Raw genomic sequence first — 15,349 nt, 5'->3', positions numbered from 1 at the left:
AATGTATCAAAAAATTATTCTTGCCAGCGGTTCCCCCCGCAGAAGGGAACTTTTTACAAAACTGGGGATAAATTTCCAATATACTACTTCCACAGTAAAAGAAAATCTGGACGAAAAAATCCCTCCGGAAAAATTAGTTATGAAAATTGCAACTATGAAAGCTTACAATGTAAGCAATATTTACACTGAAGCTTTCATTATAGGAGCCGATACCGTCATCTATTTTGAGGATAATATAATCGGCAAACCCAGTGATGAAAATGATGCCAGAGAAACGCTGAGGATGCTGAGCGGGAAAAAACATGAGGTTTATACCGGTGTGGCAATAGTTAACAAGAACAAAAGTATTTGCGAACGGCTCTTTCAAAAAACAGAAGTATATTTCAAGAAACTTTCCGAGCCCCTTATCGACTGGTATATAAATTCGGACGAACCGATGGATAAAGCCGGCTCTTACGGCATCCAGGGAAAGGGAAGCCTTCTTGTGGAAAAGATTGTCGGCGACTATGATAATGTTGTGGGCCTGCCTGTGGGCAAAGTAATGGAAACATTCACCAGGCTTAACCTGGCTCCTTTCGGAGGTTTTAGTCATGAAGTTCAATAATATCAGTGATATGTTTCAAACACAAGTTGACAGATTTGGAAACAAAAAATACATACTTTTTCAGGATAAGACTTATACATACTCTCAGGCCAATAAACTTATAAATCAAATAGCTGCAAAGCTTTTGGATATTGGGTTAAAAACCGGTGAGAGGGTTGGAATACTTCTGGAAAATTCTCCGGAATTTATACTGAGTTTTTTGGCCGTTATGAAGGCCGGCGGTATTGCAGTGCCTATCAACACTTTTTTTAAAGAGGAAGAAATAGCTTATATCCTGAATGACTGCGAAGCCCGTTTTCTTTTTTCATCAAGTCAGTTTGCCGGTGAAATAAAAAACATGCAGGAGCTTGTGCAATCCCTCGATAACATATTAACATTTGAAGATCTTGAACTTGAAAGCGGTGAAAAAACGCTGAATATTTATAATGAATTATCAAACATGGACGACAGTGATTTCCCGGCTAATCAGTCTCTGGATGACACTGCAATCCTCATATATACATCCGGCACTACAGGCTATCCAAAAGGTGCAATACTATCGCACAAAAACCTGCTTTCCAATGTTGATGGCTGTGCAAGAGCCTTCAAAATTGCACGCAAGGACAGATTCCTGCTTTTTCTGCCGATGTTTCACTCATATGCTTTTACAACCTGTGTTATGCTGCCTACATACTGTGGATGTTCAATCATAATCCTCAGCTCTGTACTTGAACTCAGAAAAAAATCCTTCAAAAATATACTTATATTCAAAAGACCAACATTTTTCCTGGGTGTTCCCCAGGTATACTCTGCGCTCACAAAGTCCAAAATGCCCCAGTGGTTTATAAAATTTATATATCCGGTAAAAATCCATGTGAGTGGAGGAGCACCCCTTCCTGAGGAAACATTGAATAATTTTGTGGAAAAATTTAAAAAACCAATAATAGAAGGGTACGGTTTATCCGAGGCTTCCCCCGTTGTATCCGTTAACAGGCTTGACTGGCAAAAACCCTATTCTGTGGGCAGACCGCTGCCGGATGTTAAAGTTAAAGTGGTTGATGAAGAAGAAGAGGAAGTGCCGGTGGGAGAAGTCGGGGAACTGATTGTTAAAGGACCTAATGTCATGAAAGGATACTGGAAAATGCAGGAAGCCACATATAATACAATAAGAAACGGATGGCTTTTTACCGGTGATATGGCAAAGGTGGATGAAGACGGATTTATCTACATCGTCGACAGAAAGAAAGATCTGATTATTGTAAAGGGGATCAATGTTTACCCCAGACAAATCGAAGAGCTTTTATATGCTTTTGAGAATGTAGAAGCAGCTGCAGTAATCGGAATAAAAGATAAAGTAAGCGGCGAAGTGCCTGTAGCTTATGTCATGCCAAAAGAAGGGGAAACAATAGACACCCACGAAATAAGAGAGTACCTGAAAAAGCATCTGGCCAACTTTAAACTCCCCAGGCATATATACGTAAAAGATGAACTGCCTATGACGGCAACGGGTAAAGTTTTAAAAAGAAAACTTAAAGAGCAGATTAAAGACAGTGTTAAGCGCTAAGTCACATTGAACCTTGAACATTGAAAACATAATCCATCACGCATTACGCTTAACGGCTCTTACAAATTTTCCTATTGCCTTTGAATAATTATTTTTTTATCTTCTTCCCATGGAAAAAAACCTTATCGAACTGAAAAATTTAACCAAAACATTTAAAGCCTACGATTCTTCATTCAAAACATCCAAAACCCATATAACGGCAACGGACGATATCACCCTGCAAATCAAAAAGGCAGATTCTCTCGGAATTGTGGGTGAATCCGGAAGCGGCAAAACAACTCTGGCCAACCTTATAGCCGGCATACTCCCCCCTGATAGTGGAAAAATTTTATATAAAAATAGAGACATAATATCATCCAGAGAAAAACTTTTCAGGGAATACAGAAAAAATGTTCAGATGATATTCCAGGATCCCTATTCCAGTCTTAATCCCAAACTTAAAATATATTCAACCCTTAAAGACGGTATAAAAAGACACATAACCAAAGATAAAAAGGAAATATATTCCCGTTGCGTTGAACTTATGGAGATGGTTGGGTTAACTGAAAAACATCTGTTTCGGTATCCCCATCAGTTTTCCGGCGGTCAGATGCAGCGTATATCCATAGCCAGGGCTCTCAGCATAGAACCTGAAATTGTTGTGGCCGACGAGCCGGTAAGCTCACTGGATGTTTCCATACAGGCCCAGATTTTAAATCTGCTGCAAAAGCTGCGGAAAGAAAGCGGCAAAACACTGCTTCTCATAGCCCATGATTTGGCAATTGTAAATTTTCTATGCGATGAGATTCTTGTTATGTATAAAGGGATGGTTCTGGAATACGGCAAATCAAGTGAAGTAATAAAAAATCCTCTTCACCCCTATACCAAAAACCTTCTGGAGGCAACAACAAAAAAAGATATAAAAAAAGTGACAACGGAAACCACAGGCTTATGCCCATATGCAAGCAGGTGTAAGTTTTTTATGGACATATGCAGAAACGAACTGTACAAATATCAGGCCACCGAGACCCATTATGCTCTGTGTAATTTATACAAATAAAGAATGAGGTGTTAAATGTTGAAGATTTATAACACGCTGAATGCACGCAAGGAAATTTTTGAACCGATAAATGATAATAATGTAAATATGTATGTATGCGGAGTGACTGTTTACGATAAATGCCATGTGGGTCATGCCAGAAGTGCTGTTGTTTTTGATACTGCCCGCAGGTACATGCAGTACAAAGGCTACAATGTAAATTTCGTAAAGAATTTCACCGACATAGACGATAAAATAATCAAGAAAAGTAAAGAAACAGGTATTAGCTGGAAAGAAATTACAGAAAAGTATATCAGAGAACATGATTACGATATGAACAAATTAAATGTAATGAAACCTGATTATGAACCTAAAGCAACAGAGTACATAGATGATATGATTGAACTTTGCTCTGAGCTCATTAAAAAGGGAAATGCCTACGAAATTGACGGAGACGTTTATTTCCGGGTAAAAAGTTTTCAGGAATACGGCAAATTATCCAACAGGGATATTGAAGAATTGAAAGCCGGCACCAGGATTGAAGTAAGAGATAACAAAGAAGATCCTCTGGATTTTGCCTTATGGAAAAAAAGCAAGGAAGGTGAACCCGGCTGGGAGAGTCCCTGGGGAAAGGGGAGACCGGGGTGGCATATAGAATGCAGTGTTATGAGCTCAAAAATATTAGGTCTGCCATTTGATATTCACGGAGGAGGAAAGGATCTTATCTTTCCTCATCACGAAAACGAAATAGCCCAATCAGAGGCATCATGCGGTTGTCAATTTGCCAAATACTGGATGCACAACGGTTTTGTGAATATTAACAAAGAAAAAATGTCAAAATCATTGGGCAACTTTTTCACCATAAGAGATATAATCAAAGAATTTGAGCCCGAAAGTTTAAGATATTTTCTCCTTACTACCCACTACCGGAGTCCGCTGGATTTTTCCGAAGATAAACTTATAGAAGCCGAAAGCGCCTTAGACAGGATATATACACTCATCGACACGATGGAAACTTATAAGGCGGGCAAAAAAGGGAAAAATCTGATAGATGAAGTAAGCAGTATTAAAAGTAATTTTGAAAAAGATTTCACCGAAGCGATGGATGATGATTTTAATACAGCAGCTGCACTTTCAGTAATTTTCGAGTATATACGTAAAATGAATGTCTTACTGGAAAACAAACCGGATAAAGAGTCTTTTGAAAGTTTAAAAAATCAGTTTAATGATATTTTGGAAATAGTGCGCTCAACACTGGGTATAGCGGCAAAAACTCCGGAAGATTGGTTTAGAGCAAACCTGAGTATCCCGGAAAATGAGTTGTTTGAAAAAATAAATCAGAGAAATGAATACAGAAAAAACAAAGAATTTGACAAAGCGGACAAAATCAGAGACGAACTTGAAGAAAAAGGAGTTGAGCTCCTTGACACCCCGGAAGGAACGAAATACAGGGCACGGAGAGTACACTGAGAAAGGTAGTTAGAGGTAGTGGAGGTAGTTAGAGGTGATCGAGGTTTATCCAGCCTCTTAATCTGTGACTAAGGGCTGGTTTGAACATTGAACTAACAAGGGAGAGATTAATGAACATCTTACTTACCGGCGCGGCAGGATTTATAGGTGCCCACACAGCAAAAAAACTGCTTGAAAGCGGACACAATGTAATTGGGGTTGATAACCTTAATGACTATTACGATGTTAACCTGAAACTTCACAGACTCAGCAACATTAACCATCCCGGATTTAAGTTCCACAAACTTGATATCTCCAATTTTGAAGCCTTATCTCTCCTGTTTGACCTGTATAAATTTGACTCAGTAATCAACCTGGCAGCCAGAGCGGGAGTCAGATACAGCATTGAAAACCCGTTTGTTTATTTTGATACCAACACAAACGGCACATTAAATTTATTGGAAATGTGCAGAAGAAAGGTCATAAGGAAATTTGTTTTGGCTTCCACATCAAGTCTATATGCCGGGCAAAAAATGCCTTTTACCGAAGACAAACCTGTAAATACACCTATATCCCCTTACGCAGCATCCAAAAAAGGTGCAGAGGTTACCTGTTATTCATATCACAACCTTTTTGATATTGACGTATCAGTAGTAAGATATTTTACCGTTTACGGTCCTGCCGGAAGGCCGGATATGAGTATATTCCGTTTTATAAAGCAGATTTATTTAGAGCAGCCGATAACCATTTACGGTGACGGAAGTCAATCCAGAGATTTTACCTACGTTGATGATATAGCAGAAGGTACTGTAAAAGCTTTAAAAAATGTAGGTTATGAAATATTTAATCTGGGTAACAATAACCCTTACGAACTGATGAATGTGGTTAAGATGATTGAAAAAAAGTTGGGCAAAAAAGCAGAAATAGAATACAAACCTTTTCATAAAGCTGATATGACCGCAACCTGGGCTGACATACAAAAAGCCGATAATATCCTGGGGTGGAAACCTGAGCACACCCCGGAACAGGGAATTGACAAAACTATCGAATGGTTTCTGGATAATATAGAATTTACGAAAAACATAGAACTCAGAGACTGACAATTTAAGTAACTCTCAGCCGGTCGCCGTCTATACAGGCCGGCCGGCAATTTATCCCATCCACCAACCTTTTTAAAACAAGCAACTATATGCTTAAAAATTTTTGATTTAATCTATAGAAAATATTTATAAACAAGCCATACAACATAATACTTGACAATAAAAAAATATTGTTTTAAAAAGAAGAAGTATTAGAGGAGCTATATGAAAATATCCTGCATACAAAAAGATGTATATTTAGGAAATATTTCCAAAAATCTGGATACTTTCTTGCCGGAGATAGAATCTGCATCCGGAGACAATTGTGATGTAATATTACTCCCTGAGATGTGGGCTACCGGTTTTGATTATAATAATTTGCAATCCCATTCTAAAAACACACCTGATATCCTGAACAAATTATCAAGCATTGCAGGTGGAAATTCTGTTATAATTTCATCACTGCCTGAAAACAAAGAAGGTGAAATATATAATACACTTTATGCTGTGGATTCCTCTGGTGTTAAAGCTGTTTACAGAAAAAATTTCCTTTTCTCTCCTTTAAAAGAAGATCAATATTTCAGCAAAGGATGCCACATGACAGTCTTTGAACATAACAGCGTAAAACTGTCTCTTCACACATGCTATGAAATAAGATTTCCTGAGCTTTTCCGAATGGCTGCCTTTGAAGGATCCCAGCTGATGCTCGTTCCCGCAATATGGCCTGCAGAAAAACAAAATCACTGGAAGACAATGCTCAAAGCCAGGGCAATTGAAAATCAGTGTTTTGTGGCAGGATGTAATGCCGGCAATGCCCATACCAGCAAAAAAGTCATCAACTGCGGAGTATCGCTTATCTGTGATCCCTGGGGGACAATACTTGCCGAAGGCTCCGAATCCAGAGAAGAAGTTGTTCAATGTAATGTGGATATTGCCAAATGCAGCGAAATTAGGGAGAAAATTCCCAGTTTTAACGACGCAAAGAATGTGTTTGAAATAAAAAGAAAGTCCAAAATAAGGACTCAATAAGGAGGAGTAAATGTCAGAATTAGAAAAACGCGTTCGTAAAAAGAAACTGCTGGACAGAGTAATGAAGGCGGAAGATACTATTAAGTTTTTTGAAAACGGAATGGATCTCGGATGGTCCGGTTTTACGCCTGTGGGTTATCCCAAAAAAGTACCGATAGCTTTGGCTAATTATGTAGAAGAAAATAATTTACAGGGTAAATTAAGGTTTAATCTTTTTATCGGCGCTTCAGTCGGCGCTGAAACAGAAGACAGATGGGCATCTCTGGACATGATAGACAGACGCTGGCCTTACAACACCGGTAAAAATATTCAGAAAGGCATTAACAGCGGCAGAATCAGATTCGGTTCAAAGCATTTATCAATGTTTGCTCAGGATCTCAAATACGGATTCTATACTAAGGATAAAGGCGGCAAGCTGGATATAGGTATAATCGAGGCTTCCGGAATCACTGAAGACGGCGGAATCATTCTTGCAGGATCTGTTGGTACTGCTCCGGAAATTGTTGACATAGCAGACAAGCTGATTATTGAAGTTAACACAAAGATGCCTTCTTTTGAGGGTATGCACGATGTACTGATTACAGATATGCCTCCCCACAGAAAACCCTATCTGATAACAAATGTTGCGGACAGAATCGGTACTACTTATATTCCTTGTGACCATGATAAAATAGTTGCCATTGTGGAATCAGATTTGCTTGATAATGGCCGTGAGCTCACAGAGCCGGATGACTTATCCAATACTATTGCCGGTCATATTATGGACTTCTTTAAAAACGAAGTGAAAGTTGGAAGATTGCCTGAAAATCTGTTCCCATTGCAGTCAGGCGTTGGAAATATAGCCAATGCAATCGTGGGTGGATTTGTACACGGTGATTTTCAAAACCTTAACGTTTACACAGAGGTTTTACAGGATACAATGCTGGATCTTTTTGACAGCGGCAAACTGGATTTCGCCAGTGCCACATCATTAAGTCTCTCACCGAAAGGTTTCAAGAGATTCTTTGACAAGTTTGATGAATACAAAGAAAGAATTGTTCTCAGACCCCAGCAGATATCAAACAACCCTGAAGTTATCAGAAGGCTTGGCTGTATAGGTATGAATACACCTGTTGAGTTTGATATTTATGCTCATGCAAACTCTGAAAACGTTCTGGGTACACGTATGATTAACGGCCTCGGCGGTTCAGGTGATTTTGAAAGAAATGCATACCTTTCCATCATGCATGCTCCTTCCTGCAGACCTTCTAAAAACGATGAGTTCGGCATTACAACTGTGTTACCCAAAGTAACACATGTCGACCACACAGAACATGATATTGATATTCTGGTAACAGAGCAGGGACTTGCAGACTTAAGAGGTCTTGCACCCAAAGAAAGAGCCAAAGAAGTAATTGAAAAATGTGCACATCCTGCTTACAAGGATTACCTTAACGATTATCTTGAAAGAGCTACCAAAAAAGGAATTGAAAAGGGGATGGGACACGAGCCGCATCTTTTGGATGAAGTTTACAAAATGCAGCTTAATTTCATCGAAAACGGAACAATGAGATTCTGGGAAAAATAAATTAAAAAAGGGGTGCCAAAGCACCCCTTTTTTTCCATATTTACTTCTATAGACAATTCACAAAATATAATCCTCGGCAAATTTTCTCAGTACATTAAACGCTTTTTTAATATCCCATTCCTGTTTCTTTCTATCACCGCAAAAATTTGATACTGCCCTCACCTGCCGAGCTGATATGTTCAGTCTTTCACACACCATACCCAACGAAGCCCCTTCCATGTTTTCAACCGATGCTTTCGTTTTGGATTGGTATAAGCCGGCCGTTTTATCTGTACCGCTAAGAAAGGAAACGGTATTCCCGGTAACTTTCTTCAAGCCTTCCGCACAGTTAAACTCAGAATAATTTCGCCCGTCATTTATGGTAAAGCCCATTTCTGATAATAGCTTATACTCATCATCTGAATTCATCAGCCCCTCATCAGCAAAATAATCCTTTGTGATGCTCACAATATCTCCCGGTTTAAGACCGGAATTTCGGTAAGCTCCGCAAATGCCGAGAAGATAAACAGTGTAATAACTTGAATTTACCAATGAAATACAGGAAGAGAAAGCAGCGTTTGACTTTCCGATACCCGTTATTATGACGTCAATATTTTTCAGTTCTGCAAGATACAGACTGTGATCATTTGTTATAAATGAAACATTTTCAAAAATCTTTTCCGCTTCTTTAAGTGTGGGTACAAAAACAACACTTTTTTTCATGCTGCCCCATCAGTCCAGATTCAAATTCTTCAGGACATTAATTGTGGCCCTGGATCTGTTGAGAGTATAAAAATGCAGCCCTTTAACATTGTTTTCTAAGAGATCTCTGCACTGCTTAGTGGCAAAATCAACACCTATATTGAGCATCTCCTCCGGAGACCTGTCCATCATCTTATTTTTAAGATATTCCGGAACCGTTGCCCCGCACATGTCTGTGAATTTTATAACCTGTTTTATATTGATAATCGGCATAATTCCGGCTATTACAGGCAGCGTTATACGATATTTTTCCAGCATATCCAAATAATCGTAAAAATATCTGTTGTCAAAAAACAGCTGTGTGATAATAAAATCAGCACCTTGGTCAATCTTCTTTTTAAGGTTTTCTATGTCTTCACCAATGTTGGGGCATTCTATATGACCTTCAGGATAGCCGGCAACTCCAATTGAAAAACTGTCATCAACTTCTTTGATGAGCCTTACAAGATCAGATGCATACCTGAAATCCTTAAATGCCTCTTCTATATTATCAAGTTCCTCCGGGATATCGCCGCGTAAGGCAAAAATATTGTCAATACCATTTTTTTTCAGTTCTTTAAGGATATTTATCACTCCTTCACGGGTTGAAGCTATACATGTCAGATGCATCATGACATTGAGAAGGTAGTCATCTTTAATTTTCTTTGTCCAGTCGAGAGTCTTATCCCGTGTACTTCCGCCTGCTCCGTAAGTTACCGACACAAAATCCGGATTCCACCCTTTTAGCCTTTCTATAGATTCAAAAAGTATATGCTCATTCTCAACCTTTTTAGGCGGAAAAAATTCAAAAGATAACAACCTCTCTTTTCTGGATAAAATGTCACTAATTTTCATAACAACTCCATTGTAATAATTTTCCTGCAAACCAACACAAAAGCATTAGAAAGTTTTTTCAGACAGTATTTTATATAAATTATGATATATTGCAAACATCAAATCTATTATTATCTTTATTTTCATAAACTAAGTTTTTAACTTTGCAATTTTAGTTACATTATTCTTTTTTCATCGTAACGATACATCACATTAACGGAGTTTCCTTAGTTAAAAATATTGTTTAATCCATTTGTCAGAAATATTCAAGCAGACAAACTAACAATTACTCTACAAGAAATACTTAAAAATGTTTTACAGAGTTCTTGTAATAACTGATTTCAGGATAATGTTCAGAGTGCCGGGCTTACTCTTATTTAAAGTCTGAAAATTAATTATGATTGAAGACAGTTATTGCAAATATAATAAATATTAGCTGTGACTAATGTAATTTTATTATCAATATATGCGGAAAAAAATTCGATCAAATCCTCTGAGCCCATAAAGAAGTCGTTTACTCTTCCGCACTTACTGCATATCAAATGTACATGATAGCCTTTGTCAATTTCGTACATAGTTTTTCTGCCTTCTATAAAAAGCTCTGTAAGCAGATTTGATTCGACCAAGCTGTGAACATTTTTGTAAATAGTGGCAAGAGAAGTCGTTGGAAGTTTCTCTTTTACTTTTTCATATAAATTTTCGACATTAATATGCCCTGCTTCAGTTATCTCCTTCAGAATAACTGTTCTTTGAGGAGTCGCCTTTAGTCCGTAATTTTTTAATAAAGCACTCATTTGATTTTCCATAATTATTGTAAATTACCTAATAAACAGCAATTGTCAATCCGTAGTTTTTTCACCCGCCCCTTTCTTAAGTTATTTAAAAATACAAAGATAAATTTTCTCGGAATTTTGGAAACAAACAATTGGTTTGAAATGAGTCCTATAGTTAGTTAATAATTTTTTTCCTTAAATATATATTATTATTGACTACTGTTTTTAAGAAAGATATAATTTAAAGCACAAAGTAAGCATATTAACAAAATCAAAAGGAGGACCATAATGAAAAAAAATAGCAAAAAATTTACAACGACAGATGCCGGAATCCCTGTTTCCAGTGATGAGTTTTCACTGACGGTGGGTTCTGACGGCCCAATTCTGATGCAGGACCACTATTTGATGGAACAAATGGCTAATTTTAATAGGGAAATGATTCCGGACCGCCAGCCCCACGCCAAAGGTTCAGGTGCATTTGGTCAGTTTGAAGTAACTAAGGATATCAGTGCCTACACTAAAGCTGCCATGTTTCAGCCGGGAACAAAGACTGAAGTGCTTGCCCGTTTTTCAACAGTAGCCGGGGAAAGCGGCAGTCCCGATACATGGAGGGATGTCCGGGGTTTCGCTCTCAAATTTTACACCAGTGAGGGCAACTATGACATGGTGGGAAATAACACCCCTGTGTTTTTCATCCGCGATCCCATGAAATTTCAGCATTTTATCCATTCCCAGAAGCGCCGGGCGGACAGCGGATTGCGGGATAATGATATGCAGTGGGATTTCTGGACTCAATCTCCTGAATCTGCCCATCAGGTTACAATATTAATGAGTGACCGCGGTATTCCAAAAAGTTATAGACATATGAACGGGTACACAAGCCACACTTACATGTGGATAAATGACAGAGGAGAGCGTTTCTGGGTAAAATATCACTTTAAAACCGATCAGGGAATCGAATGTCTCACACAAGAGGAAGGTGATCGTATTGCAGGTGAAGATGCGGATTATCATAGGCGCGATCTATTCAATGCCATCAAGGAAGGGGACTATCCAAGCTGGACACTAAAAGTTCAAATTATGCCTTTTGAAGAAGCTCAAAACTACCGGTTCAATCCATTCGACCTTACAAAAGTATGGCCGCACGAAGACTATCCGTTGCATGAAGTCGGCCGGCTGACTCTTAACAGTAATCCAAGCGATTTTCACACAGAAATTGAACAAGCAGCATTCGAGCCAAGCAACCTCGTCCCGGGCATCGGGGCAAGTCCTGACAAAATGCTTCAGGCCCGTTTAATATCGTATTCGGATGCTCACAGGGCGCGATTAGGAGTAAACTACAAACAAATTCCTGTTAACAGACCAAAAAGTTCAGTAAACAGCTACAGCAAAGGCGGGACAATGCGGATTGAAAATGCGTCCGATCCTGTCTATGCACCCAATACAAAGGGAGGTCCTAAAGCCGATTCTGAAAACTATCCTGAGGAAACCGTCTGGAGTGCCAGCGGAAATTTCATACGTTCTGCTTATACATTGCGTAAAGATGACGATGATTGGGGACAGGCAGGTACATTGGTACGCAAGGTTATGAGTGAAGAAGAACGTGACAGACTTGTGTCCAATGTTATTGGTCATCTTTCAGATGGTGTTTCCGAACCTGTTCTTGAACGTGCGCTTGAATACTGGCGCAACATAGACAAAGAAATAGGTGACCGCATTGCCAAAGGGATAGAAAATGGTTAATAAGTAAAAACGGGAAATATTGTAAACAGCACCCGTAAAATAAATTTTCAAATTACATAGCTGCTGGATATAATATTAAGAATGAAAAGCTGAGCTGGAAAAATAATCATCCGGCTCAGCTTCAAAACATGCTAATAATAAATTAATTATGGCCGTGTATTCCGAACATCTGCCTCAAAGCGTGTGTTGCAATTTTTGGATTTTCTTTCAATCTTCTTTTGGAATATGGGAGCCAGTCTTTTCCAAAAGGCACATACACTCTGAGCCTGTGTCCCCCATCAACAATGATTTTTCTGAGCTGCGCATCCACTCCGAGAAGCATCTGAAATTCATAATCTTCCCTTTTCAGATTATATTTTTCAATCAGTCTGAGGGATTCAAAAATCAGCTTTTCATCATGTGTTGCAATACCTACATATGCCCCTTTTGCAAACAATTTATCAAGACAGTGTATAAAATTTTGATTTACAATATATGGATCTTTATAAGCATCTTCCCTGGGTTCATTATAAATACCTTTGCAAAGTCTTATATTCAAATCTTTGGGATCCAGATTATCAATATCTGAAGGTGTTCTCCTTAAATAAGACTGCAACACAGTACCCACGCTTTTGCCAAATTCTTTTTTTAATTCCGCATGAAGTTTCAGCGTTTTATCGGTATTCGGCGTATCTTCCATATCGACACGCACAAAGTTGTTTATAGAGGCGGCATATGCAACTATCTCTCTAATGTTTTCCAATGCAAAATCCTCATCCAGACTCAATCCCATCTGTGTAGGTTTGATGGATAAATTAGAATCAAGTTTTTCCTTATTAATCGTATCGAGAATTTCTATGCATCTTTCTTTAAAATATTTTGCCTGATCTTTTGTTTTTATAAATTCGCCAAGCAAGTCAATGGTACTCATTATTCCCTGTTTATTAAAATCTCTGGTAACTCTTACTGCATCGGATAACTCCTGGCCGGCAATATAACTTTTCGCAAAAATACTCACCACAGGTCCGGGCACATGCATAATAGTTTTGGAAATCAAAAAATTCAGAGCAGACATATTTCCTCCTAAAGAAAAGGGGATTTAACAATCCCCTTCAAAAATTATTCTTCGCCCATAAATGGATATTCGAAAGATTCCGGAGCATTAAAATTTTCTTTAACAGCTCTGGTGGAAACCCATCTGATAAGGTTCTGATAGCTTCCCGCTTTATCATTTGTACCAGAAGCTCTGGCGCCGCCGAATGGCTGTTGTCCTACTATGGAACCTGTCGGCTTGTCGTTTACATAGAAATTGCCGGACGCGTGCTCCAGCTTTTTCATAGCTGTCCTAATGGCTCCCCTTTCAGTTGCAAATACAGCACCAGTAAGGGCATAAGGTGATGTTTGATCGCAAATGTCAAGGGTCTCTTCATATTTATCATCATCATAAACATAAACTGTCATAACAGGGCCGAAAATCTCTTCTTCCATAGTTTTGAATTTGGGATCGGTGGTAAGTATAACGGTTGGCTCTATAAAATATCCCTTGCTGTCATCATAATTACCGCCGATTATAATCTCGGCATCGTCCGACTGTTTTGCATAATCAATATAGCCGGTAATATCGCTAAAAGCATTTTTATCTATTACGGCATTCATGAAATTGGAAAAATCTTCCACATCACCCATTTTAATTTTGGCAATTTCCGTTTCGAGAATTTCTCTCACCTCACCCCACAAAGATTTGGGTATGTATGATCTTGATGCTGCAGAACACTTTTGCCCCTGGTACTCATAAGCACCCCGTATCATTGCAATCGCAAGTTTTCTCACATCAGCGGTTTTGTGGGCAAAAATAAAATCTTTACCCCCTGTCTCACCGACAATTCTTGGATAGCTGTTATATTTTGCAATGTTTGTACCCACCTGTTTCCACATAGATTGAAATACAGCGGTACTGCCGGTAAAATGAACACCTGCAAGTCTTGGATCATTGAAACATACATTACCTACAGTGGATCCGGAACCGGGAACAAAATTAATTACACCGTCCGGAAGTCCTGCTTCCTTGAAAATTTTCATTAGAAAATAAGGAGCATAAAGTGCGGTGGATGCCGGTTTCCATATAGTCACATTGCCCATAATAGCCGGAGAAGTGGGAAGATTTCCTGCAATTGCAGTAAAATTAAACGGTGTAACAGCAAAAACAAAACCTTCCAAGGGGCGTGTATGAGTATAATTCCATATTCCTTTCGGGTTGATTAGCGGCTGCTCCGCATAAATTTGCTGCACAAAATAACAGTTAAACCTCCAGAAATCTATCAATTCGCAGGCCGAATCAATTTCTGCCTGATGTGCCGTTTTGCTGACGGAGAGCATTGTAGCCGCATTGACTATATTTCTGTATTTCGTGGATAAAAGTTCAGCAGCTTTAAGAAATATCGCCACCCTGTCTTCCCATGAATATTCCTGCCACTCTTTCCACGCTTCCTGAGAAGCTTCAATAGCCATCTGAACCTCTTTTTCGCCGGCCTTATGATACTCTGCAAGCACATGCTGATGATCATGCGGACATACTACTTTACCCATGTTCCCTGTTTTTACCTCTTTACCTCCGATAATCAGCGGAATCTCTATTTTCTGTCCCTTAAGTTCTTTCAAAGCAGCTTTCAATAGAGTTTTTTCTTCTGAACCGGGTTCATAAGAAAAAACAGGTTCGTTCTGAGGCTGTGGCACTTTAAGTTTGGAATTATTGTACGTTATCATAAGACACCTCTCAATTATTTTGTGTTCTGATATAATACTAATTTCAAAAAAGTGAACAGTCAATGCGAATTTTGATTTTTATAACATTTTTTTACAAATTTTATGTCCATTAAAAATATACTAAAAAATTAAACAGATACTTAAGTTCCACGCTGCCCATTATCACCTCAGTGTAAAAATTCTGTTTATCGGGAAAAACAATGTGGGTTTAATAATCTTGGCTTGGAAATAAAGCACTAAACAAAACT

Annotated in this window: 13 protein-coding genes; 8 read left to right on the top strand and 5 right to left on the bottom strand. The window is 38.6% G+C overall.

The genetic code is table 11. From position 1 onward, the window contains the following. Position 1 precedes the first annotated feature (1 nt). The 7 genes from UMU13_RS06025 to UMU13_RS05995 all read left to right on the top strand — a co-directional run bounded on the left by UMU13_RS06025 (position 2) and on the right by UMU13_RS05995 (position 8,289). The gene (locus UMU13_RS06025; protein WP_328217810.1) at positions 2 to 604 is read left to right on the top strand and encodes a Maf family protein; all 603 of its coding nucleotides are present in this window, start codon (positions 2 to 4) and stop codon (positions 602 to 604) included. Further along, positions 591 to 2,147: a long-chain-fatty-acid--CoA ligase gene (locus tag UMU13_RS06020; protein WP_328217808.1), complete on the top strand. Its 1,557-nt coding sequence runs from the start codon at positions 591 to 593 to the stop codon at positions 2,145 to 2,147. The genes UMU13_RS06025 and UMU13_RS06020 overlap by 14 nt, the downstream gene beginning before the upstream one ends. Before the next feature lie 109 nt (positions 2,148 to 2,256). Then, positions 2,257 to 3,186, top strand: a complete 930-nt coding sequence (locus tag UMU13_RS06015) for an ABC transporter ATP-binding protein (RefSeq protein WP_328217806.1) — start codon at positions 2,257 to 2,259, stop codon at positions 3,184 to 3,186. Positions 3,187 to 3,201: 15 nt separating this feature from the next. Further along, a complete protein-coding gene (cysS, locus tag UMU13_RS06010; protein WP_328217804.1) occupies positions 3,202 to 4,635 on the top strand; it encodes a cysteine--tRNA ligase in 1,434 nt (477 codons plus the stop codon). A gap of 110 nt (positions 4,636 to 4,745) precedes the next feature. Next, on the top strand, positions 4,746 to 5,714 hold the full coding sequence (locus UMU13_RS06005) for a GDP-mannose 4,6-dehydratase (protein WP_328217803.1): 969 nt from the start codon (positions 4,746 to 4,748) through the stop codon (positions 5,712 to 5,714). Positions 5,715 to 5,918: 204 nt separating this feature from the next. Beyond that, the gene (locus UMU13_RS06000; RefSeq protein WP_328217802.1) at positions 5,919 to 6,722 is read left to right on the top strand and encodes a nitrilase-related carbon-nitrogen hydrolase; all 804 of its coding nucleotides are present in this window, start codon (positions 5,919 to 5,921) and stop codon (positions 6,720 to 6,722) included. A gap of 10 nt (positions 6,723 to 6,732) precedes the next feature. After that, entirely contained in the window at positions 6,733 to 8,289 is a 1,557-nt protein-coding gene (locus UMU13_RS05995) for an acetyl-CoA hydrolase/transferase C-terminal domain-containing protein (RefSeq protein ID WP_328217801.1), read from the top strand. A 57-nt stretch (positions 8,290 to 8,346) separates the two neighbouring features. Here the strand turns inward: UMU13_RS05995 and mqnB are convergent, their stop codons facing one another. The 3 genes from mqnB to UMU13_RS05980 all read right to left on the bottom strand — a co-directional run bounded on the left by mqnB (position 8,347) and on the right by UMU13_RS05980 (position 10,649). Then, entirely contained in the window at positions 8,347 to 8,991 is a 645-nt protein-coding gene (gene mqnB, locus UMU13_RS05990) for a futalosine hydrolase (RefSeq protein WP_328217799.1), read from the bottom strand. Positions 8,992 to 9,000: 9 nt separating this feature from the next. Further along, positions 9,001 to 9,864 carry a methylenetetrahydrofolate reductase [NAD(P)H] gene (gene metF, locus UMU13_RS05985; protein ID WP_328217798.1) on the bottom strand — a complete coding sequence of 288 codons (864 nt, stop codon included), beginning with the start codon at positions 9,862 to 9,864 and terminating at the stop codon, positions 9,001 to 9,003. A 374-nt stretch (positions 9,865 to 10,238) separates the two neighbouring features. Then, a complete protein-coding gene (locus UMU13_RS05980) occupies positions 10,239 to 10,649 on the bottom strand; it encodes a Fur family transcriptional regulator (protein ID WP_328217797.1) in 411 nt (136 codons plus the stop codon). 255 nt (positions 10,650 to 10,904) lie between these two features. Here UMU13_RS05980 and UMU13_RS05975 point away from each other — a divergent pair, with 255 nt between their 5' ends. Next, complete coding sequence (locus UMU13_RS05975; RefSeq protein WP_328217796.1) at positions 10,905 to 12,359, top strand: catalase; 1,455 nt, start codon at positions 10,905 to 10,907, stop codon at positions 12,357 to 12,359. A 142-nt stretch (positions 12,360 to 12,501) separates the two neighbouring features. On the opposite strand, the gene UMU13_RS05970 is transcribed toward UMU13_RS05975, so the two are convergent. Both UMU13_RS05970 and pruA read right to left on the bottom strand, forming a co-directional pair. After that, positions 12,502 to 13,413 carry a proline dehydrogenase family protein gene (locus UMU13_RS05970; protein ID WP_328217795.1) on the bottom strand — a complete coding sequence of 304 codons (912 nt, stop codon included), beginning with the start codon at positions 13,411 to 13,413 and terminating at the stop codon, positions 12,502 to 12,504. 44 nt (positions 13,414 to 13,457) lie between these two features. Next, positions 13,458 to 15,101, bottom strand: coding sequence for an L-glutamate gamma-semialdehyde dehydrogenase (gene pruA, locus UMU13_RS05965; RefSeq protein WP_328217794.1), 1,644 nt, complete (start codon positions 15,099 to 15,101; stop codon positions 13,458 to 13,460). Between the last annotated feature and the right edge of the window lie 248 nt (positions 15,102 to 15,349).

Origin of the sequence: Flexistipes sp. (assembly GCF_036172515.1) — a bacterium.
In the GTDB taxonomy this organism is placed as follows: Bacteria; Chrysiogenota; Deferribacteres; order Deferribacterales; family Flexistipitaceae; genus Flexistipes.
This window is presented reverse-complemented; position numbering and strand designations above follow the sequence as displayed.